This window comes from Pontibacter sp. SGAir0037 (genome assembly GCF_005491705.1).
Lineage (GTDB): Bacteria > Bacteroidota > Bacteroidia > Cytophagales > Hymenobacteraceae > Pontibacter.
In genome coordinates this window covers 1,027,573-1,047,531 of sequence record NZ_CP028092.1, presented here as the reverse complement: position 1 = coordinate 1,047,531, position 19,959 = coordinate 1,027,573, and the positions used below count along the sequence as shown (strand labels likewise).

18 protein-coding genes are annotated in these 19,959 nt (G+C 45.6%); 8 read left to right on the top strand and 10 right to left on the bottom strand.

What is annotated here, in order from left to right:
• The first annotated feature begins 9 nt into the window (after window positions 1–9).
• Together C1N53_RS04240 and C1N53_RS04235 are read left to right on the top strand one after the other, a co-directional pair.
• Window positions 10–291, top strand: a complete 282-nt coding sequence (locus C1N53_RS04240; RefSeq protein WP_206077614.1) for a hypothetical protein — start codon at window positions 10–12, stop codon at window positions 289–291.
• A gap of 787 nt (window positions 292–1,078) precedes the next feature.
• Complete coding sequence (locus tag C1N53_RS04235; protein WP_137758136.1) at window positions 1,079–1,717, top strand: hypothetical protein; 639 nt, start codon at window positions 1,079–1,081, stop codon at window positions 1,715–1,717.
• A 115-nt stretch (window positions 1,718–1,832) separates the two neighbouring features.
• Here the strand turns inward: C1N53_RS04235 and ltrA (C1N53_RS04230) are convergent, their stop codons facing one another.
• Both ltrA (C1N53_RS04230) and ltrA (C1N53_RS04225) read right to left on the bottom strand, forming a co-directional pair.
• Complete coding sequence (gene ltrA, locus C1N53_RS04230; protein WP_137757598.1) at window positions 1,833–3,071, bottom strand: group II intron reverse transcriptase/maturase; 1,239 nt, start codon at window positions 3,069–3,071, stop codon at window positions 1,833–1,835.
• Between the two features lie 423 nt (window positions 3,072–3,494).
• A complete protein-coding gene (ltrA, locus tag C1N53_RS04225) occupies window positions 3,495–4,928 on the bottom strand; it encodes a group II intron reverse transcriptase/maturase (RefSeq protein ID WP_137757599.1) in 1,434 nt (477 codons plus the stop codon).
• A gap of 552 nt (window positions 4,929–5,480) precedes the next feature.
• Here ltrA (C1N53_RS04225) and C1N53_RS04220 point away from each other — a divergent pair.
• The 4 genes from C1N53_RS04220 (at window position 5,481) to C1N53_RS04205 (ending at window position 8,219) form a co-directional block, all read left to right on the top strand.
• Complete coding sequence (locus C1N53_RS04220; protein ID WP_137758135.1) at window positions 5,481–6,215, top strand: helix-turn-helix transcriptional regulator; 735 nt, start codon at window positions 5,481–5,483, stop codon at window positions 6,213–6,215.
• A 72-nt stretch (window positions 6,216–6,287) separates the two neighbouring features.
• Window positions 6,288–6,872: a dihydrofolate reductase family protein gene (locus C1N53_RS04215; RefSeq protein ID WP_137758134.1), complete on the top strand. Its 585-nt coding sequence runs from the start codon at window positions 6,288–6,290 to the stop codon at window positions 6,870–6,872.
• A 105-nt stretch (window positions 6,873–6,977) separates the two neighbouring features.
• Window positions 6,978–7,661: an energy transducer TonB gene (locus C1N53_RS04210; RefSeq protein ID WP_137758133.1), complete on the top strand. Its 684-nt coding sequence runs from the start codon at window positions 6,978–6,980 to the stop codon at window positions 7,659–7,661.
• A gap of 105 nt (window positions 7,662–7,766) precedes the next feature.
• Window positions 7,767–8,219, top strand: coding sequence for a transposase (locus tag C1N53_RS04205; RefSeq protein ID WP_137758132.1), 453 nt, complete (start codon window positions 7,767–7,769; stop codon window positions 8,217–8,219).
• A 490-nt stretch (window positions 8,220–8,709) separates the two neighbouring features.
• On the opposite strand, the gene C1N53_RS04200 is transcribed toward C1N53_RS04205, so the two are convergent.
• The 6 genes from C1N53_RS04200 to C1N53_RS04175 form a co-directional block, all read right to left on the bottom strand.
• Window positions 8,710–9,486, bottom strand: coding sequence for a hypothetical protein (locus tag C1N53_RS04200; RefSeq protein WP_137758131.1), 777 nt, complete (start codon window positions 9,484–9,486; stop codon window positions 8,710–8,712).
• A 468-nt stretch (window positions 9,487–9,954) separates the two neighbouring features.
• The gene (locus C1N53_RS04195) at window positions 9,955–10,137 is read right to left on the bottom strand and encodes a hypothetical protein (RefSeq protein WP_137758130.1); all 183 of its coding nucleotides are present in this window, start codon (window positions 10,135–10,137) and stop codon (window positions 9,955–9,957) included.
• A gap of 512 nt (window positions 10,138–10,649) precedes the next feature.
• Window positions 10,650–11,741, bottom strand: a complete 1,092-nt coding sequence (locus C1N53_RS04190; protein ID WP_206077613.1) for an alkene reductase — start codon at window positions 11,739–11,741, stop codon at window positions 10,650–10,652.
• 89 nt (window positions 11,742–11,830) lie between these two features.
• The gene (locus tag C1N53_RS04185) at window positions 11,831–12,775 is read right to left on the bottom strand and encodes an NAD(P)-dependent alcohol dehydrogenase (protein ID WP_137758129.1); all 945 of its coding nucleotides are present in this window, start codon (window positions 12,773–12,775) and stop codon (window positions 11,831–11,833) included.
• Between the two features lie 51 nt (window positions 12,776–12,826).
• On the bottom strand, window positions 12,827–13,564 hold the full coding sequence (locus tag C1N53_RS04180; RefSeq protein WP_137758128.1) for an AraC family transcriptional regulator: 738 nt from the start codon (window positions 13,562–13,564) through the stop codon (window positions 12,827–12,829).
• Between the two features lie 12 nt (window positions 13,565–13,576).
• The gene (locus C1N53_RS04175; protein WP_137758127.1) at window positions 13,577–13,789 is read right to left on the bottom strand and encodes a hypothetical protein; all 213 of its coding nucleotides are present in this window, start codon (window positions 13,787–13,789) and stop codon (window positions 13,577–13,579) included.
• 159 nt (window positions 13,790–13,948) lie between these two features.
• Here C1N53_RS04175 and C1N53_RS04170 point away from each other — a divergent pair, with 159 nt between their 5' ends.
• The gene (locus tag C1N53_RS04170) at window positions 13,949–14,560 is read left to right on the top strand and encodes a MarC family protein (RefSeq protein WP_137758126.1); all 612 of its coding nucleotides are present in this window, start codon (window positions 13,949–13,951) and stop codon (window positions 14,558–14,560) included.
• A 196-nt stretch (window positions 14,561–14,756) separates the two neighbouring features.
• On the opposite strand, the gene C1N53_RS04165 is transcribed toward C1N53_RS04170, so the two are convergent.
• On the bottom strand, window positions 14,757–15,407 hold the full coding sequence (locus tag C1N53_RS04165) for a hypothetical protein (protein ID WP_137758125.1): 651 nt from the start codon (window positions 15,405–15,407) through the stop codon (window positions 14,757–14,759).
• A 291-nt stretch (window positions 15,408–15,698) separates the two neighbouring features.
• The gene (locus tag C1N53_RS04160) at window positions 15,699–17,963 is read right to left on the bottom strand and encodes a TonB-dependent receptor (RefSeq protein ID WP_137758124.1); all 2,265 of its coding nucleotides are present in this window, start codon (window positions 17,961–17,963) and stop codon (window positions 15,699–15,701) included.
• Between the two features lie 353 nt (window positions 17,964–18,316).
• On the opposite strand from C1N53_RS04160, the gene C1N53_RS04155 reads away from it, so the two are divergent.
• Window positions 18,317–19,741: a hypothetical protein gene (locus C1N53_RS04155; protein WP_137758123.1), complete on the top strand. Its 1,425-nt coding sequence runs from the start codon at window positions 18,317–18,319 to the stop codon at window positions 19,739–19,741.
• Window positions 19,742–19,959 lie beyond the last annotated feature (218 nt).

Genomic DNA, 19,959 nt, shown 5'->3' with positions numbered 1-19,959 from the left:
TCAACTACAATGTCAAAATTTATTACTGGTAAAGAGCTGGAAGATGCTGTTTATAACATTATATGGGAGGCCAAGAGAGATTTGATGATTGTGTCGCCCTACATTAAGCTTGTGGATTACTTTAAGAACCTGTTTGAAAAGCACCTCAACAATCCAAGACTACACATTAACATCATCTTTGGGAAGCATGAAGGCCAGGTGAGTAAGAGCTTCAGTATAACCGATCTTGACAGCCAGGTTACTGTATTAGAACGGGAGTTAAGATTGCTTTTAATCCAGAACAGCCTCTAAGCTACAGCGCCTACCAAAGCTGGAGCCAGTTCGGCAACGAAGACTACCCTGAAAGCTACTGCCACTACTCAGGAGAACCATCGAAGGGTGAAACGAGTGTCCGCCGCCCCATACTGTATAAGAACTGGAAAAAAGCGCATCAGGCTTAGGGAATATTATAGAAACCGAAAGCCATACCTACATCTTAACTAATGAGCAGTTATTTGCAAGGGATATCTATATGGGGGCCATAGGAATAATTTCCTGTAAGTTGCTGATGAAGCCTCTTTTGCGGTCCCTGTCTAGACAACCTGATCAGCTCGAAACCAGAGCGCAGGAATAGGAGACAAAAGCTCTATTATAAGCTTTATCAGCCATCATAAAGCATTGCGCCGACATGGGATTTTTTTGCAAAGGCATTGGAAAGCGTTGTAATCCCTTTGGAGCATCATTGCAAAGGGGTTGTTAACTATTGCAAAATCATTGCAGGCTATCCTAATTCATTAGAAGGTGCTGTTTAGATATGAAAACAGATGTTATGCAATTAAAGCAGGCTATTTCCGGCTAAAAAGCAGGTGTTTGCCAGCAATTAACACGGTTGCTAGCTTAAAAACAGACACTTGCAATTGCTTGCATGCATCTTACAAGACAGCAATGATGAAGTTTGATCGGAATCTGCTATATTGAGGCACGGCTTCACCCTTTCCCGCACTTCCTAATGCAGGAGATACACCCAAACGCTACTCCGCACATTATGCAGATAAGCGTATGTTCACGTTTAGCGGGTAGTTGTGCGGCATAAGAAAGTATGAATTGGAAGAATAACCATATCAAATTTGAAGAGATTCCAGCAGGAGAATACATAAACTTCGACTGGAAAGAAGATGATATTGCTTCAATTGATTTCTCTAATTGCAAGTACCTAATTGTTTGGCATCACCAGAGTAAAGAAAAAGATTTCTCCAACCTCCCCGACATTCCAAACTTACTCTATTTAGAAGTTAACTGGTCAAGATCAACATCTTTGAATGGACTTTCTAAATTTAAAGAGCTTAAAAGACTTGAACTTCACTACTGTACAAAGCTGGAGACCTTGGATGGAATAGAGTCTTTGAATAAAGAAATTGAACACATTCACATAAGCCAGTCAAAGAAACTAACCAGCCATGAAAGGATTACTCTCCTGAACCAACTAAGGGTATTGTGCTTTAATGAATGTGGTGTTATTGACAACCTGAAGTTTTTGAAAGAATTGCCACAGTTAAAAGACTTTAGGTTTGTGAATAGTAATGTATTGGATGGAGACTTATCTCCCATTCTACAACATCCTAAGTTGGAAAATGCAGGTTTTCTGAACAAGAGACACTATTCTCATAAAGACACCTTTGTAGAAGATTACCTAAAAAGAAGAAAAATAACGAACGCCCAATCGAGTAGCCCGCCGTGAGCAAAATTACTCACGGTGAGGCTCTCAGTCGAGTAGCGCAAGGGAACCTCCCCCTTACGCCCTCACAGAACCGTGCGTAAGACTCTCGCCTTACACGGCTCCTATTATCCAACCTTCACGGCCTTACTCCCAGCTGCCAGTGCGCAAACAGGTTCGGAATGGCCTTAGCCACCTTCCCCAGCCAATCGCTTGCTCTGATTTTATGGCCCTGCAGTTTCTTATACTTCTGCCTGGCCCAGCTCTTGAGTACAAGGTTCAAATATCTCAATACCTCATAGAGTTCCGATTTGTAGAAGTGTCCGTAGTAGTTAATCCAGCCTTTCAGAACTGGGTTGATTTCCTCGGCCAGCCTTGTCAGGCTGCTGCCGCTTCTGCTGGTCAACTTCCATGCCCTTATCCTTTCCCGGATTGCCTTCCTGGCTTTATCGCCAACTGCCGGTAAGAATCCGATAAAATATTTACCCTGCTTATTCCGTGACTTCCTGCTTCTGAATGTATAGCCCAGAAATTCAAAAGACATGTTCGGGTAACTTTTGCGTCGGTCCTCGTCCCTGCAGTAAACAATTTTGGTCTTCTCCGGGTGCATCTCCAAGCCACATGCCTTTAGCCTTTCTGCCAGTGCTTCTTTAAGCGCTATCGCCTGCTGCTCGGTGCTGCAGTGTATCACACAGTCGTCTGCGTAGCGCTCGAACGGGCAACCGGGATACTTTATCCGCAGCCACTCGTCCATGCAGTAGTGCAGAAACAGGTTGGCCAGCAGCGGACTGATGACTGCTCCCTGCGGAGTGCCCTTTGTCCTTTCTGTGGTTATGCCGTTTCTTTGCTGCACAGGTGTTTTGAGCCACCGCTCGATGTAGAGCAGCACCCATTTGCAGTCTGTGTGCCTGCGCACTGCTTTTAGGAGCAACTCGTGCGGGATGCTGTCGAAGAAGCCTTTGATGTCCAGGTCCAGAACCCAGTCCTGCCGCCAGCACCGCTGCCTGGCTTTGCCCACCGCTTCCAGTGCGCTTTTGCCCGGCCTGTACCCATAGGAGTCGTCATGGAACACAGGCTCCAGTACTGGTGCCAATGTCATGGTGACTACCATCTGGGCAATACGATCCGTAACAGTGGGTATTCCTAGTGGACGGGTGCCCCCGCCGCTCTTGGGAATTTCCACCAGTAAGACGGGTGCGGGCATATAGCTTCCCGAGCTCATTCGGTTCCATAACCGGTAAAGGTGATTTCTGCTGTCCTGGTCGAACTCCTCGAGGTTTAGCCCATCCACACCTGCGCTACCTCCGTTTTGTTTTACACGCAGGTAAGCCTGGTGCACGATGTGCTTTGAGATGGTAAATGGTTTTGTCTTAATCATGTCAGTACCTCCTGCAGGCTTACCTGCAGTTTTCTTTGTGATAAAAACCGGATAATACATCCCCTTGGCTCCATCCCCATTACAGGGACTTCCACGCTACTACGGGATGTTCCGCCCGCGTGCCCTGCCTCGGTACTCTTACTCTTGTGGGTCTGCCACTTGAGCTTCTCCCTTCTCATCAGGACGACACGTTCTCACGTTCCGTGCAAATGCCTGTGTTAAGGTCACGCTGCCTTAATGCCGGATGCCGCATGAGCAGTAGCCAGGTTGCCCTCATGCTTATCCCGGGACAGTGGTGACTCCCGGTTTTGACATCACTTATTCGCTAACGACACTTCTTCAGCAGTTCACTTGCGTTCGTCTCCTTAACACCTACCTGCTACCTTTCCGGTAACTTTTCCTTGTCGCTCACGACCATGCCTTTTAAGCAAAGCCGCACAAGGCGGTTTGGAGCCTGCACCTGACTACCGGCTCCGAGGGGCCTGCCCTCATCATTTGCACAGCACCAAAGGACACTAAAAGCGTCCTTCGTTCGTGACACACCACCACTGTACAAGCGGTTCTCGCATACAGCGGTTCGTTAAGCTGTGGAGCTACTTTCTTGTAGTAGTCAAGCATTGATTCATACCCCCTGCGGACAAGCCGTTTCACCGTTACCGTCGTTATCAGGATTGGACTTTGAGCTACTGCCCATCCTCCTTTCCTGGTCCTGCTCCAGGCATACGCCTGCCACTTGGGAACGCCCAGCCGAATCAGGTTCTTCCTTTTCCGGTCCGGTCGTTTCCAGTCATGCCAGATGCAGTGCCTGAGCCTGTTTCGTATCCAGCTGTCGACCTCTTTGAGTTTGCCCTGTATACTTGCCAAACGGAAGTAGTGGACCCAGCCTCGCTGCGCCTCTTTCAGTTCCCGGACACGCTGCTCAAAAGAGCAGGGCGTTGTTTTGCGGGTGATGCTCTTTAGCTTTTGCTTTAACCTTTCCCATCCCTTCTTTGCCACTACCAGCTGGTATTTGCCCTTATCTCCCTTCTTATAGGTGGGCACGAATCCGTGACCCAGAATCTGAAAGTCTACTGGCCGCCTGATGCCGCTCTTCTCCCTGTTGATAGGCAGCTTGAGCCTGTTCCGCAGGAAGAGGAATACAGCGTTGCCTACTTTTCGAGCTTCATCTTCACTTTTGGTGTAGACGCTGAAGTCGTCGGCATAGCGCACGTAGCGCAGCCCCTGCCGCTCCAGTTCCTTATCCAGCTCGTGGAGCATGATATTGGAGAGCAGCGGTGAGAGCGGGCTTCCCTGCGGCACGCCCTTCCGACGTTTGACCAGTCTCCCGTTGATAAGGATGGGGGCCCGGAGCCATTTGCGGATGAGGCGTAGGGCGAGGGGGCATTTTACCTTCCGGTAAAGCAGTTGCAGCAGCAGGCAATGATCCACTTCATCGAAGAAGTTCTGCAGGTCGATGTCCACGATGTGCTGATAGCCCTCGTGGATGTGCCTGTGTGCCTGCTGCAGGGCCTGGTGGGCATTGCGGTTGGGGCGGAAGCCGTAGCTGTGCTGGGTAAAATCAAGCTCAAAGAGCGGTGCTATCACCTGATTAACGGCCTGTTGCAGTACGCGGTCGGTGACGGTGGGAATGCCCAGCAGGCGATTCTTACCGTTGCTCTTGGGTATGGCTACCCCTAGGATGGGTGGAGGCAGGTACCTGCCGTTGCAGATGTCGGTAGCGATGGCGTCCCTGTTTTGTTTCAGGTGCGTAGCCAGCTTCTCTACCGGCATACCGTCCACACCGGCCGAACCTTTGTTGGCCAGCACGTGCGTGTATGCCTTGAGCATGTTGCCCCGGTGGAGTACCTTCTCTATCATCTTTACTACTTTTACTGTAATCTCTGCCCCGCTTAAGGCAAGGCTGGCTGAGCCTCCTTGCCGAATTAAGAGCAACTTAACGTTCGGCCCTTCGGTAGCTTGTGAGACCTCCGGGTGCTTCCCGGCTCGTTACCTCTACCTACTATGGCCTCTGCTGACTTCTCCCTGTGTTCACGACAGAGGGAGACCTCCCCAGGTAAGAGCACATTCCTTCCTCCGATTCCTGCTGCATCTACACAAAGTCGCTTGTTGGTCAGGGGCTTTACAAAGATGTGCTTGCTTACCCACGACTCCCTGCCTCTTATGCAGTTTCTGTCCGTCAGTACCGGATTTTGCAGTCCCGCTTTCTTCACTGCACGCCTCACGACGAACCAGCTTGCGGCTTGCTAACAGGCTTCACCAACTCGCCTGTAAGGGACTTGCACCCTCTGGAATAATTTGATACCTTCAGTACCAGGTGCCCATACTGGGCGCACACAAAACCTATAGTGCATAAACGCACCATAGCAAAGCTGTTACCTTTCATTGTAACCAACAACACTGCAGAAACTAATGAAGTACAATAAAGTAAAACCTTACAAAAAATTAGAACCCTTTATCCATTTCTATTGGAAACTGAAAGGAAACGAGCTGGAAGGACAGTGGGAACGGGTTTTCCCAGATGGCTGTGCTGGTATAGTAATGAATTTGGGAAATACTTGTTTGACTGACAACGGCTCGACTTTATTGGAGTTTGGGAAAACTTACGTAGTTGGTGCAATGACATCCTTTAAGGACAGCTTTATTGACACCGATACACATTTAATTGGTGCGTGCCTAAAACCTGCAGCTTTTGCAAATTTCTATAATTATGCCTCACAAAATGAGTTGACTAACGACACCGTTGAATTTGAAAAATCTAATTCATTTAATATTGATAGAACATTTGATGATCCATTCAACTACTTTGACCATTTCTTTTCAGAGAAAATAAAAAGTAAAAACAATCCGATACAATCAGCTATCAACGATATACACGCAACAAACGGCCAAATCAGTATTTCCGAGCTATCGAAACGTAATTGCACTACGGTAAGACAGTTGGAGCGAAATTTTAAAAAGCTCATTGGACTGTCCCCAAAAGAATATTCAAATATTATTCGTTTTCAGAATGCTTTGAGTTTAATCAAAAATTCAAAGCAAAACCGGAGCTTATTAGATATTGCATTTGAATGTGGCTATTATGACCACTCACATCTCAGCAATGAAATCAAACGAAATACTGGACTTTCACCATCACTACTTTAACTTGTCGCATTTTTACAAAGTGCAGCTGGTTGTCAAAAACTAATTTTGCGGAAACATTAAAATTCAAAACAGATGCGCAAAATATCTCTTTTCATTGCTATGAGCTTAGATGGTTATATTGCAAAACCAAATGACGACCTTAGTTTTTTAAAACTCGTTGAAAAGGAAGGCGAGGACTATGGTTATGCAGCATTTACAAACACAATTGACACATTAATTATTGGTAGAAGAACCTATGATTATGTGCTTAAAGAAATTGGCCCATCTCATTACGACAACGGACAACGAGATGTTTATGTTATAACAAGAACTGAAAGACCGCAAGTAGGTAGAACGGTTTTCTATACAGGAAACATAACCGAGTTAGTAAAACGACTAAAGTCTGAAAAAGGGAAAAATATTTATTGTGACGGTGGTGCAGAAGTAATAAATGAGCTATTGAAACACGACTTAATAGACGAGTTTATAATATCAGTTATACCAGTTTTATTAGGAAATGGAACAAGGCTTTTTAAAGACGATAGACCTGAGCAAATACTTGAATTTATCGAAGCTAAAACATTTGAAACGGGATTGACACAACTGCATTTCAAGCGGGAAATGAACAACGAACCGCCAACAGCACCTACACGCGAGCAAGAGTTTCTTACTTCTTAAGACAGGAAAGCGCTAAATTTAAGTTCAGTTCTTCGTAGAAAGGTCTGTGCTAAAACCTCTGCCTGCGGGTAGCTGCCAATTGTTGGCAGTAAGGTAAATTCGATTATGAATGAGAGAACACCTATAGAAAACATCAATCTTTCTTTTATCTGTGACAGGGATTGGAATAAGATGATGCCTTGCAGCAGCGGCAGGCACTGTTCAGACTGTGACAAAACAGTAGTAGACTTCACAAACAAAGGCATGGAGGAACTGCATGCAGTGCTGGAACAAGAGGGGCAGGTATGTGGGCGCTTTCATAAATCACAGCTACTCCAGACTCCGAGTAAAAAGCCGTTCCACCTTAAGCGAGTGTTTGCCAGCGTTCTGCTGGCACTCGGGTTTAGTGCCTTCAGCCGAGGTTTACAAGCCCAGGCAGTCAGTTGCACTAACAGCAACCATAACCACGATAAAGCGCAGTCAGAGCAGGCTTATGGGATGTTTGTGGAGGCAATGCCCGTCTATAAGCATGGAGGTGAAAAGGGCCTGCTGGAATTCATCCAGAAGAACTTGCAGTACCCTTCCGGTAAAAGCTTTAACGGAGTGGTGGTCACTTCTTTTGTCATTGACACAACTGGGAGAGTAACCGAACCTATGATAATAAAAAGTCTTTCAGATGGGGCAGACAAGGAAGCGCTAAGGGTGACTGAACTTCTGGAATTCTACCCAGGTATGCAGGCAGGCAAGAAAGTGCCAGTGCGATACACTGTGCCTATCAGGTTTGGCGAAGACAAAAGAAAGAAGAAATAGAAGCCCTGCTGCCAACCACACCTTTACGGTAGAAGGCATAATTGGAATTGCAACAGTTTACTGGAGGCTTTTTGTTAGGCAGCCATTAAGGGAATAGAGAAAAGCATGGAGCAGGTGGAAGAGAAGATGCAACTCTTTATCGCCAAAGACGATGAGCTAAAGAAGAAATACGACCTACTCACATCAATCAAAGGCGTGGGCAAGGTACTGGCCATCTCGCTGCTGGTCTACACCCAGGGCTTTACCAGAATGGATGACGCAAGAAAGCTGGCCTGCTATTGCGGCGTGGCCCCTTTTGAGTACCGCAGCGGCACGAGCGTGATGGGCAGGACAGGTGTGTCCAAGTTCGCCAACAAAGAGCTCAAGCACTTTCTCCACATGGCTGCTATCAACAGCGTCCGTTTTAATGAAGAGCTCAGGCTATACTACGAACGGAAAGTCGGGGAAGGAAAGAGCAAGATGAGCGTCATCAACGCAGTGAGAAACAAGCTCCTCCACCAGATCGTGGCCGCGGTGAAACGCGGAACGCCCTATGAACTGAAATTGAAGAATATTTAGAGCAAAACCATTGTTTTATTCATAGTTTTCGTCTAGTACAAAAGGTGAACGAGGCGTAGCTGAAGGATAACTTTTGTGCCTTGTTAGAGGAAGATATTCTTCTTTTAAGCTTCAAGTTCTATTGTTTTATTCTCCTTTTGCTATGCCTTTTATCTAATACAGTTTATTGTCTTACTTCAAAGATGTAATGAATACGCTTCCTAAGAAACCAATAATTAGGACTCCGAAGAGTACAGCAAAAAAACTCAATGATAGAAGTTTACCTGCATTACTATAGCTTCCTTCATACTTTTCTTCCAACACTATATTGATGAGTTCTTTCTTCCTATACCTTATGAATAGGTACAGTCTACCAAATCCAGCCTGTATGATATCAAAAAGTAAAAACTCCATTTCTTCTATAAATTTATTTACCCCTAACGTGCTGGTGTAGACAATGTGCGAGGCATCAGCCGAAGCATAGAGTATACACGTGGTTAGGTGCTGAAATTTATTCTAGTATTCTTGGTTTATCTCCATTCCAAGGGTAAAGCACACGAATTTTCTCGTTGTATTTAAGCCCAGCAAACACATAGTTTTCTCTGTTATAGCTTTCTGATAGCTCTTGATTTAGCCTTGATTCTTTGTCTAGTGTATAAATTAAGTATGGGGAGTAAACACCAATTTCCGCTTTCAAGCTATCTACCACACCAAACATCTCATGAGCGTTTCTTACTATCAATTCATTCTTACCGTCCTTGTCCAAATCTTCTAACTTGAGTAAGTAGTCATACGGCTCATTAAAAACTAGCCTAACATCATTTTCCTGAATCCCTATTACAGTTAGCTCTTCACGTCCTGAGCCATAATGAAAACCAAACAACACCAGAATGGTCTGCTTTGGCTGTTTAAAGACAAAAACATTGGGAGAACTCACACCATTCTTATGCTCTTTTAGGAAATCTTCATCTACGCTAGCCCAGATGTCTTTAGCCGTAAAAGCTTTTTTTGTACCATTTGATAGAGCTATCATTACCGTTCCATATATACCTGGGTCTCCATCTGCAGGTGGGTTTCTTAACTGAATGGTGTCGGCAACAGAATCATTATTTAAGTCAATTGTGATTGTTTCAACTAATAAAGAGTCTATTTTATCATTGACAAGAGACACTTCAACAGTTTTTCCTGTTTCTGATGGGGTATTCTGAAGAATTTCTTCGCTGGGTGCCTTTGAACAACCAAGTACCAATGAGAGCAAAGCAAAAGTTGCTAATGAAGCTGTTTTCATTTATAGTTTTTTTGACACCTAACTAGCGGATATACGTAAACATACGCTTATCTGCACTATGTACAGAGTTGCTGAAGCTTGTTTGCCGGCTGTAACCTGTAGAATTGCTTGATAGGTGCATAGTCGTATATGTTTTAGCTAATATAGCAAAATACTACAGATTATCCAGCGGGCTGACGATTTTATCCAAGGCATGGGTGGTGATGTGGGTGTAGATCTTGGTGGTCTTATCAGGCCAATGATCCAGACAGCCTCTTTTAGAGGTTTGGCAATAAAGGAATCAAATTTATACCAGGTGCGGATAAAGAGTTAACTCTCATGGTACAGCGGGTTGAGAAACAGAACGGGCAGTTGATCATATTAATCCATCTTAAATTAGTTGTTTACCTGCCGCAAGACTAAGTCTTAAAGCCTGTAGCCGTGTTTATACGCGAGTATATGCGGGTATAAACTCTGGTAAGTTAAATGTTACTTGAGAACATGCACCCAGTGCGACGCGGCCATCGAAGCAGGAGCGACAAGCGCTACTGCTCCGGCCAATGCCAAATGCTGCCGAAGGTGAAGTACCTTATCTACAGCACAATCTCCAGAAACTACATCAGAGGAGAATGACCTGACCAGCACGAGTAATCCTCCCCCAACCCCCTCCAAAGGGGGACCCGAGGCTGTTGCAAGTTCAGCACAACTAAGTCATAGTTCAGGCACTCTTCATGCAACCGTTCATAAAGCAAACGGTACTGATAATAAGTCCCCCTTCGAAGGGGGTTGGGGGATGACAAATGCCGCTGAGGAAACAGATACTTTTACCACAAAATAAATAACTGATCAAGCAACGAATAGGTAAGATCGGTCCAGCACGAGTAATCCTCCCCTACTCCCTCCAGAGGAGAACATGTTCGTAGTACTTATACTTCAACTGGTAAGGGAATTTTGGATTTCGCTTCGATGCAAGATGCTATACCTTACTTTCCTGCTACACCTAAAAGCGAGAAGTGGAAGCTGGTGCAGGTTGCGTTCGCCACCTCTTACCTGACGACGAAGTAAGCAAAGCTTTCATGCTGAACAAGAATAACGCAGCAGTAGAGCGCGCTCCTACATCTCCATTATCAACAGCGGTTTCCTGGCTGTAGCTAAAGAGAAGAAATAATACTTTTTGCAGTGCTTTAGTAGGTTAAAAATGGATAATCAATATAGCCTTGTTCTCCACCGCCAAACATGGTTGCCCTATCAGGCTGATTAAGCGCTGCACCATTTTCAAAACGTTTTGGAAGGTCGGGGTTAGCCAGGAACAATACCCCAAAAGAAATAATTTTGGCTATGCCTTTTTCAAGTTCAGTTTCGGCAGTTGTCTTATCATAAGCTGTGTTGGCAATCAGGGTATGCTTTATTAGTTTTCCAAATACCTCTATTTCATCCTCAGTAGGATAACCCGGAACCGGCGGAAACATGGGGCTACGCTTCATTAATTCTACATAAGCAATGTCCAGTTTGTTAAGCTCCTCAACTAAGTAAGTATATGTTGCAACGGGATTATCTAACATAATGTCGCCGTAAGGGTGTAAAGGAGATATTTTTATACCAACCTTGTTTCCACCAACAGCACTGATTAATTCCTGCATTACTTCTAACACAAAACGAGCTTTATTCTCAATGCTTCCTCCGTACTTGTCGGTTCTCTGGTTAGCACTTTCTGCCAAAAATTGATTGGGTAAATAGCCATTTGCCGCGTGTAACTCAACACCATCAAAACCTGCTTCCATTGCATTCTTTGCAGCTTGCCCGTAGTCCTTTATTATTTGGTTGATTTCCTCCTCAGAAAGTTCATGGGGTATTTCATATTCCTGCATTCCCTGCGAGGTAAAATGCTTCATCCCTGTAATGGCCACCGCTGATGGGGCAACTGGTAAAACACCTTTTCGGTCAATGGAATGCCCTGCCCGGCCAGTATGCCAAAGCTGAGCAACTATAATTCCACCGTTGTTATGCACCGATTGGGTAACTTTTTTCCAGGCTTCAATTTGTTCTCTTGTATAAAGACCTGGTGTGAATGGACTTCCTATTGCCTGCTCACTAATATTAATTGCTTCGGTAAATATTAGTCCAGCACTTGCTCGCTGTGTATAGTACTGAACAGTTAAATTACCAACCACTCCGTTTATGTCGGCACGGCTTCTGGTCATGGCAGACATTACCATTCGGTTTTTAAGAGTTAAATCCCCTACTTGTATTTCTTGAAGTAATTTCATGATAATCATTATTTTAAATGTTGCTAATTGTTTACAATGCAAAAATGTTTAAATAGAGGTGGGTGAACTTGTATCAGATCACTGTTCCGGGTAAAGGCTCAATCGATTTCTATGGCTACTTTGCCAATAAAACCGCCTTGTTCTGCATACTGGTAGGCCTGGTTGAATTGAGAAAACGGAAATACCTGGCTTACCTCAATCTGCAACCCGTTGTTGATAGCATTCAACAAAACCTCCATGTTTTCTTTAGATGGATGAGAGAGTACTGCCACATGCTTTTTGCGTGAGAACAAGTTTTTAAAAAGCGATGTGGGTATTTCAATGGGCCTGGGGGTAGGATTCAAGAACAAGGCCCTGGGTTTCATGATTCGTCTGGCGTTGTCATAGCCCATCTTGCCTGATAAGTCAACAACAATATCATAGACTACATTTTTTGAAAGCATATCTTCTTTTGTGTAATCTACAACTACACTGGCGCCCCATGTGCTGGCATAGTCAATGGCTTTGGTGCTGGTAACCGCCGTTACATCTGCTTTCTGTTGTTTTAGTAATTGCAGCAAAAACATCCCAAAGCCACCGGTGGCACCATTCACTAAAATCTTAGATTGCGGATGGATGGTGCCCATTTTGTGCAACGCCGTAACGGCAGCGGCACCTACTATCGGGATTGAAGCCGCCTGGGCAAAACTGATATGTGCCGGCTTTTTCCAGACATTTGCTGAAGGCACCGCCACGTATTCCGCTAAGGCCCCTTCTTTCATATTGTTTTTTACTACTCCGAAAACTTCATCCCCTTTTTTAAATCCAGTTACAGCGCTTCCGGCTTCTTCCACAAAGCCGGCAAAGTCCACACCTGTATGTTTCGGGAATTTTAAGCCGGACATGAGCTTCATTTCGCCTTTTCTAATCTTCCAATCCATTGGGTTGATTGAAACGGCTTTTACCTTTACCAATACCTGGTTGGCTTGAACAGAAGGCCTTGGCTCTTCTACATTTTGCAAAACATCTATGTTTCCAAATTTCTGATAGGCTATTGCTTTCATGGTGCTATTTTTAAGTTGTTTATGAATAGCACAAAGTTGGAAACAAACGGGCTAGTAAACTTGTATCAGATCACTGTTGTGTTTTAAGGCTTTAGGCGGCATCCCGAACATCTCGTACATGTACTTATTTAGTTGCGGCAGGTCATAAAAACCCGTGTCATAAGCAATGTCGGTAAGGCTTCTGTCTTTTTCCGTCAGCGCAAGGTAGATCACCTGGCGTAACCTGGTCCACAACAAGTATTTAGACAAGCTACTGCCGGTTTGTGCTTTAAACAGGGATGCTAAACGAGAGGGAGAAAGAAAAACGATATCGGCAAAAGTCTGGGGGGATATGTCCTGCTGAAAGTAATTTGCTTTTATGTATTCCACTATTTTTGAGACTCTTTCATCGTAGCGAATTGTTGGTAGTTTTGCCAGCAGTGCATGTATAATGGTGTAAATATCAAACGTGTCTTCACCTGTTCCAAAGAAAGCGCTCGTTTCGCTTAGTGAATCAAAAACAATATAATCCTGGTTAGCATTAAACCTGCCTGAAAGCTCTAAACCAACCGTAGAGTAAGGCTCAATGTTTAACACATTTAAGGTTCCTTTTTCGGCAACACAATAATGAGGTACATGCGGTTTAATTAAGAAGCCGTGAATATGTTCGCACAACTGTCCATTAATCGTCGAAGTAAAAGGATTATCATTGGATAACACAATCTGATAGGCAGAATGGTGATGAATTTCTACTGTGAGATTATGGGCTTTAAGAGCAAGAATGAAGGGATTGTTTATTTGTTTCTTCATTTCGGAGGTGCTTTAAGGGTAAGTAAATGAAGGTTGTGCTGTTGATGCGATCATTGCTCCAAAAATTGCAGCCACTGCACCAACAACAAGAGCTCTTTCAAAGGAGGTGTCGTTTGCAAAAATGGCAGGACTAACGATTGAGAATATTCCAACAGCTATAAATAGAAACCCTAGTAAATGTGGCCCTGAAAAAAGGCTTCTTCTTTTGAAGTTAAAGTAATTCATAACATAGCTGTTAAAGTAATTTACTCCCTGGCAGGTTAAGTGATATCACTTCCTTATCAGGAAAGAATCTGATCCAGGCTTAGTCGCTCTTCAGCCGAATAAAACATCTATATCTAAGTTAGCCCGTAACAGGTAGAACACAAAATTACTTTACAATTTATGATTGCAGCCATATTCAGTTTTCTGGTCATGCTGAACCCTTTTGCACTTTTCCTGTACCTTAAGCCTGTCATGAAAGACTTGTCCGACGCTGATTTTCGGACGGTGTTTCTAAAAGCCTCCATGATTTCCTTTTTTATATACCTGGTGTTTCTGCTTTTCGGGGACATCGTTTTTCAGAAAGTGTTTCGCATCAACTTTGAGTCTTTCAGGATCTTTGGCGGCATTGTGTTGTTTTCCTTTGCTTATATTTTTATCGTGCAGGGCAAAAAAGCCTTCATTCAGATCAAGGGCGACCTCCACGACCTAGCCTCCGAAATTGCACTGCCTTTCATGGTTGGCGCAGGCACCATTTCCCTTACCATCCTGATGTCTGAACAGTTGGAACTATGGCAGGGAGCCCTGTCACTGGTCATCATCATGCTCGTTAACTTTATGGCCATCATGGGGCTTAAGTTTATACGCCGCAGCATGCGTTCTAAAAAAGTACAGACAGCCTTTGATAAAAACATGGAGCTGCTTCTGCGCATCAACGGCTTCTTTCTGGGTGCCATCGGGGTAGATATGGTTATAACCGGGATCAGCAACCTTTTGGAGGCAGCACGGGTGTAGAAGTTTAGCAGCCTTTTACTGTATTACTGCTGTAGCTGCCTGGTAATTTGCCCCGTTGGCTCTCATCTCAACATAGAATAGTATTTTACCCATGCAAACTGAAGTGTTGCATAAGCAATTCAACAGATACTATACAGTTTGGGCGGGTTTAGCATTGAAATGTTGTTTGGGCGATGCTGCAAACATCTTTTGTTTACTACTCAAGGCAGCTCGGAGCTGTAGCACTGCCCTTGTATTTGGTAAGCAAGTCAAACTTATCTAATACCGCCTCTAACGAAGAACAGTCAGTTTCTTTGTTGGCTACCATCTCGGGTTGCAGGTTTCCGGAAGAGGACGATTTGACGGTGAATTTCTTTTCCAGGCACTTCAGCGCCTTTCCATGAAGCAGGTAAAATCTTTTTTCCGTTACGTCATCCCTGGTTTCACCCTCTCCCTCAAAGCGCCAGGATACATGATGATAGAAAGCAAAAAACAAAGAACTGTCTTTAACGAAATACTCATCTGTTGCTGAAAAGTGACTGTATTCATTGTAGGTATGCCTGATCAGCCGAAGCCCCTCTTCATCCGAAAAAAACACGACTCTCCCCTTTTTTTCGCCATAACAGTCGTAGTTGAAGAAACTGGAATCCAAACTGTTTTTTTCTGCCATAGAAATAACGCGACTGTACTCCTTTCTGATGTCCTCTATGTTCTTCAACTGACGTGATGTATCAGAAGAGCCAATGGCCAGTTCTGCAGTGGAGTCGGTTTGGGCATTGCGGTCAGTTTCCTGCTCCGAATCAGACAATGAACTCTCTCCGCACGAAAAAAGTATACAAAAAATCAGGAAATAAAGTCGTGTTTTCATGCTAAAGGCTATTTGCTATTCCAGATAACAAAGCTAAGCTTCTGCTCTTTGTTACAAATTGCTGTTACTGAAATTACTCTTTTACGATCCTGCCAAAACACTCAGGTAAATTACTAATGTTAAATAAATTACACATAATATTTCAACATAACCAAAAGCTAAAGAGCCTGCTTTTCTAACCAGGCATATGAGCTTTTATAAAGCGGCTTTGGCATTGTATAAAGACGTTAACGTTACGCGCAAGCTGAAAAAATGATGTCTGATGAACATGCTTTTTGTAAGATTTCAGAATTACCATTTATAGGCCCAGCTCAAGCGGGCGTAGAAGGGAGCGCCAGGCGTGAAGTGAATTTCTTCTACCGGCCTTGCTTCGTACTGCAGGCGGCTTTCTGTCGCGAACTGTGTTTCTTTCCAGCGGGTGTTAAACAGGTTCTCCACCGACAAGCCCAGCTGATGTCGACTGTAACTATAGTTTACCTGCAGGTCGCTCACAAAATAACCTTCGGCCACAATAGAGTTATCCTCGTTTGCCGGGCGATCGGCCATGTAACGGTAGCGCAAAGAACCGCTGAAGCGTTTCCATTGCTGCAGGCTCAGCCCGCCCACCGAAGTAAAGGTTGGGGCCAGGGGCAGGTAGTTTTCGCCTTCCGCTTCTCCCAATGCCTGTGGTCTGGCAGCACTTACATCCAGGTCGGCATACAGGTAGCGGTTCAGCTGGTAACGCGCCGAAAGGTCCAGTCCGCGGCGACGCGACTGCCCGCTGGGCTCTACTACGCCGGCATCGCCCACGTACACAAACTCCTGCTCCAGCCACAGATACCAGGCGGCAACGTTCAGCAACAGGCGGGGCACAGGTTTCCAGATAAAGCCCAGGTCGCTGCCATAAGCAGCAGGCAGTATTTCCCGCCCCTGCTGCGGCACCACTACCCGCGTGTCGTTGGAATGAAAGCCCTTGCCCGACTTCAGGTACAGCTGCAGTTGCGTAGACGGAGTATAGGTCAGGTTTAGTTTTGGCGACACAATGGCTGCCGTGGCCACCGCTGTGGTAGCGGGGCTTTGTAGCAGGTCTTCATACTGGTTGCGGAATACATCCAGCCTGGCACCGGCACTGGCAGTAAAGCGTGGAGATATCTGCAGCGTTTCCTCTACATACAGCCCGGCGTTGAGTTCGTTTATGTTGCCCAGTTGGTACTGCTCCAGCGTTTGTGTGCGGTTCAGGCTATGTGAAAGCTCGGAGCCACTTGTTACATCGTGGCGGTAGTTCAGGCCGATGGTGGAGCTAAGAGCTTTGCTGCCCAGGGTACTGTTGTTTGTAAAGCTGCCGTTGTAGCCGAACAGGTGCCGCCCCTCTTTTTGGCGGATTTGATCGCCGTTTTCCGGATCTTCTAAAAAGAAGGTGAAATTGGAGTACAGCTCAAAGTTATAGTTGCTGTAAAACAGTTGGTGCTTTATTACATTATTACCGGGCGTTACCGTAACCAGTTCAGCGTTCAGGTTGCTGCGGCTGGTTTCGCCGCCTTCGTTCGGATCGATGGAACCGAAAAAGCCGATCAGGCCCGACGCAACGGCACGGTCCGGAATCTGGCCGGAGTGGTTCCAGCGGCTGTAAAAGGTAGAGGCCGTCAGGGTGAAGCGCGTTGTCGGCGACAAGTGCGTGTGGTATTTACCCAGCAAGTTAAGGCGGTTAAAGTGCTGCGGATTATCGAAGTATCCGTTCGTGAAGGAATACTCAGAGGCAAGGTAAGCCGACTGTTGCTTCTCCTTTCCACGCTGGCCCAGCAAATTAAAGAGCCCTACAGCCCTGTAGGTGTCGTACTGGCCCAGCTCCAGCTTTACCATGCTGCTGTCGAGGGAGGTGCGGGTGCGCAGGTTCACGTAACCCGCTGTTGCCAGGTTGCCCTGCTCCGCATGGTATGGCCCCTTGCCAAAATCCACGGCCTGCACCAGCTCCGGTATCACAAAATGCAGGTCGGCGTAACCCTGACCGTGCGCATGCGACACCATGTTTACGGGCATGCCATCCACGCTCAGGCGAATGTCGGTGCCGTGGTCGAGGTCGAAGCCGCGCAGGAAGATCTGCTCGGCCTTACCACCGCCTGCATGCTGCCCGATAAACAGGCCAGGCACCAACCTCAGCATTTCCTGCGAATTCCGGATCGGGCGCAGCTGCATATCGAGGCTACTGAGTAATTGCTGTTCTTCGGGCTGCTGCGCCGTAATGTTCACCTCGCTTAGCGCAACAGGAGCAGCCAGCAGGGTAATCCGGAGCGCGGTGGTCTGGTCTTCCTGCACCATTACCGCTACTACCTGCCGTGCAAAGCCCAGGTGTGCCACTTCCAGGGTATTAGCGCCGGCCGCTAAGTTATCGAACCGGTACCGACCCAGGGCATCAGTTTGCGCGGTTCGGGCCGGATCTTTAAGGCTGATGCTAACGCCCTGCAAGGGGGCAAGCGTTCCTTCCTGCACCACTGTACCTGTAATACTGCCTTCCAGGTGTGCCATGGCCGCAACAGGCAACAGAAGCACCAGTAACAGCAGTAAAGAGAGTTCTTTCATTAATTGCTATAAGTAGATCAAATGTAAATCAAAACAGCTTTTTTTTCTTCCCGAGCTGTAAGCCGCAATGGCCGCTGCCGCCATCCAGGCCACGGCATGATCAGCACCATCACAAGCAAAACATCAGCTCCATACCCAAATTAAAGCCAAAAATACGTAATGTCATAGGCCAAGCCTGAGAATCGGGGATTGTATTGGATGCAGGAAATATTAATCTACACTGCGTGGTGCCTGCATAGCTCAATGCTGACAAGCGGGAATAAAAAGCACATGTACCTTTTATTTCTTTATGGAAAAAAGCTAAGCCTTTCATCTGGTATAAAAAGGAATTTGTCAGCTAAACCAGAACGTTAATGAAATCACGCAGAACAATTTGCAGACCAGTACCCGCTACGTATGCAAACGTAACGGTTATTTTCCTGCTACTGTCTCTCCTGCTTATCGGGCAATTCAGCTTTGGACAGGTACAGGAGTTCAAAAAGAACAGCAACGGGTTGCTTTATGGGGAGGAAACTATTGGCCAGCTCAAGTTTATTGTGGACTCACTTAACCTGAAGTTCAAAACCTGTGAGCTGCATAAGACCTATTTATCAAAAGCCCAGACCCACGCACATTTTGTTAGGCTGGAGGAAGGGAATGTGAAGGGAGCCCAAAGAGATCTGGAGCGGCAGATGCCATTGGAGGAATTTTTACTGCGATATCCTAAAGCAACAATTGACAAAGACCTGTTGCTGGTTAGATCTACTTATACTAACTACGATGGGCAAAAGGTACTTGAATTTAGCAGTGTGCCATTTGATGAAACGGGTGCGTATAACATCAGTTTCAAAGAAAGTACACATCAGTATGAGAACCCGATCAAAGGCCGCTGGATTATAAGCTATTTGCCTGCCTCGGTCTACTCAGCAGAATCTTTGGCCGCCTTTTACCTGTTAGAAGAGTTGAAGTTACAGCCACTGCCCCTGAAGTATGCCCGGATGGTGCAGTATTCAAATTATATGGTGGATACGACAACCCAGATCTTCCTTGAAAAAGCTAATGCCTTCAGGCAGTCTCCAAAAAAGCCTGAGGCCGTAACCCAGTTTCTGAACTTTGTGCACCAGGAGACGGACAAGCCAGAACCAGGTAAAAGAATGACAGAAAGCCGACTTGTGCAGCAAGATAAATTTCAAATGTTAATGGCGGCAGCGGTAGAAGCTGCCTTGGAGAAAGGAGGCTCAGATGATGAACTAGAGGAATATGCCGCACACTTCTATTCAAAGAAAGCAGCCCTGGAACTAAAGCGAGGTCGACAGGTAGTCGGAACTTGCAGCATGGATGACAGCCCCAGGATACATGCTCTGAACATTGCTATGCTTTCGGCAGAGTCAGCTCATTGGGAAACATTCCTAAGGGCACACCTGGACATCATGAATGACCGGTTTGACAGGGCTTCAGATGGCAGCTATGCCTGGGCCGGGCGCAAAACCTATATCCGCGAACTGGAGGTGCTGGATATCAATGTGCCGGACCTGCTCTTCGGGATCAGCATGAGAATCGATAACGCAGAAAAAACCCATTATAACGGAAACATAAGCCGCTTAGGAAGGGCCTTATCTGAAACAGCGCAGTCAGAGAAGATACAGCAAGCCATGTTCGATATCATATCAGATCAGCAGCTGGACGATTACAACAGAATACTGATGTATTACCTGTTCCTGAACTATAACTATCATCTGGAAGACAAGAGCCTCCAAAAGAAAAACTTAGCAACATTAAATAAGGCAGTTAAGACATAGCCTCCCTATCTGGCAGCAAGAGCTGTTGTGCAAGAATAGAGTACAATTACAGGCACCAGCTACTGTAAAAGTGGCTAGTGTTTTTTTCGTTCAAAAGTCACCATACAACCCGTATGTTTAATATGATCTTTAATAGAAAATTAAACATATTCAACACAACAGATAAACCTGCGGTATCAAAGTAACTACTTATTAGAAGCGCCTCCTCCTTTAATCAG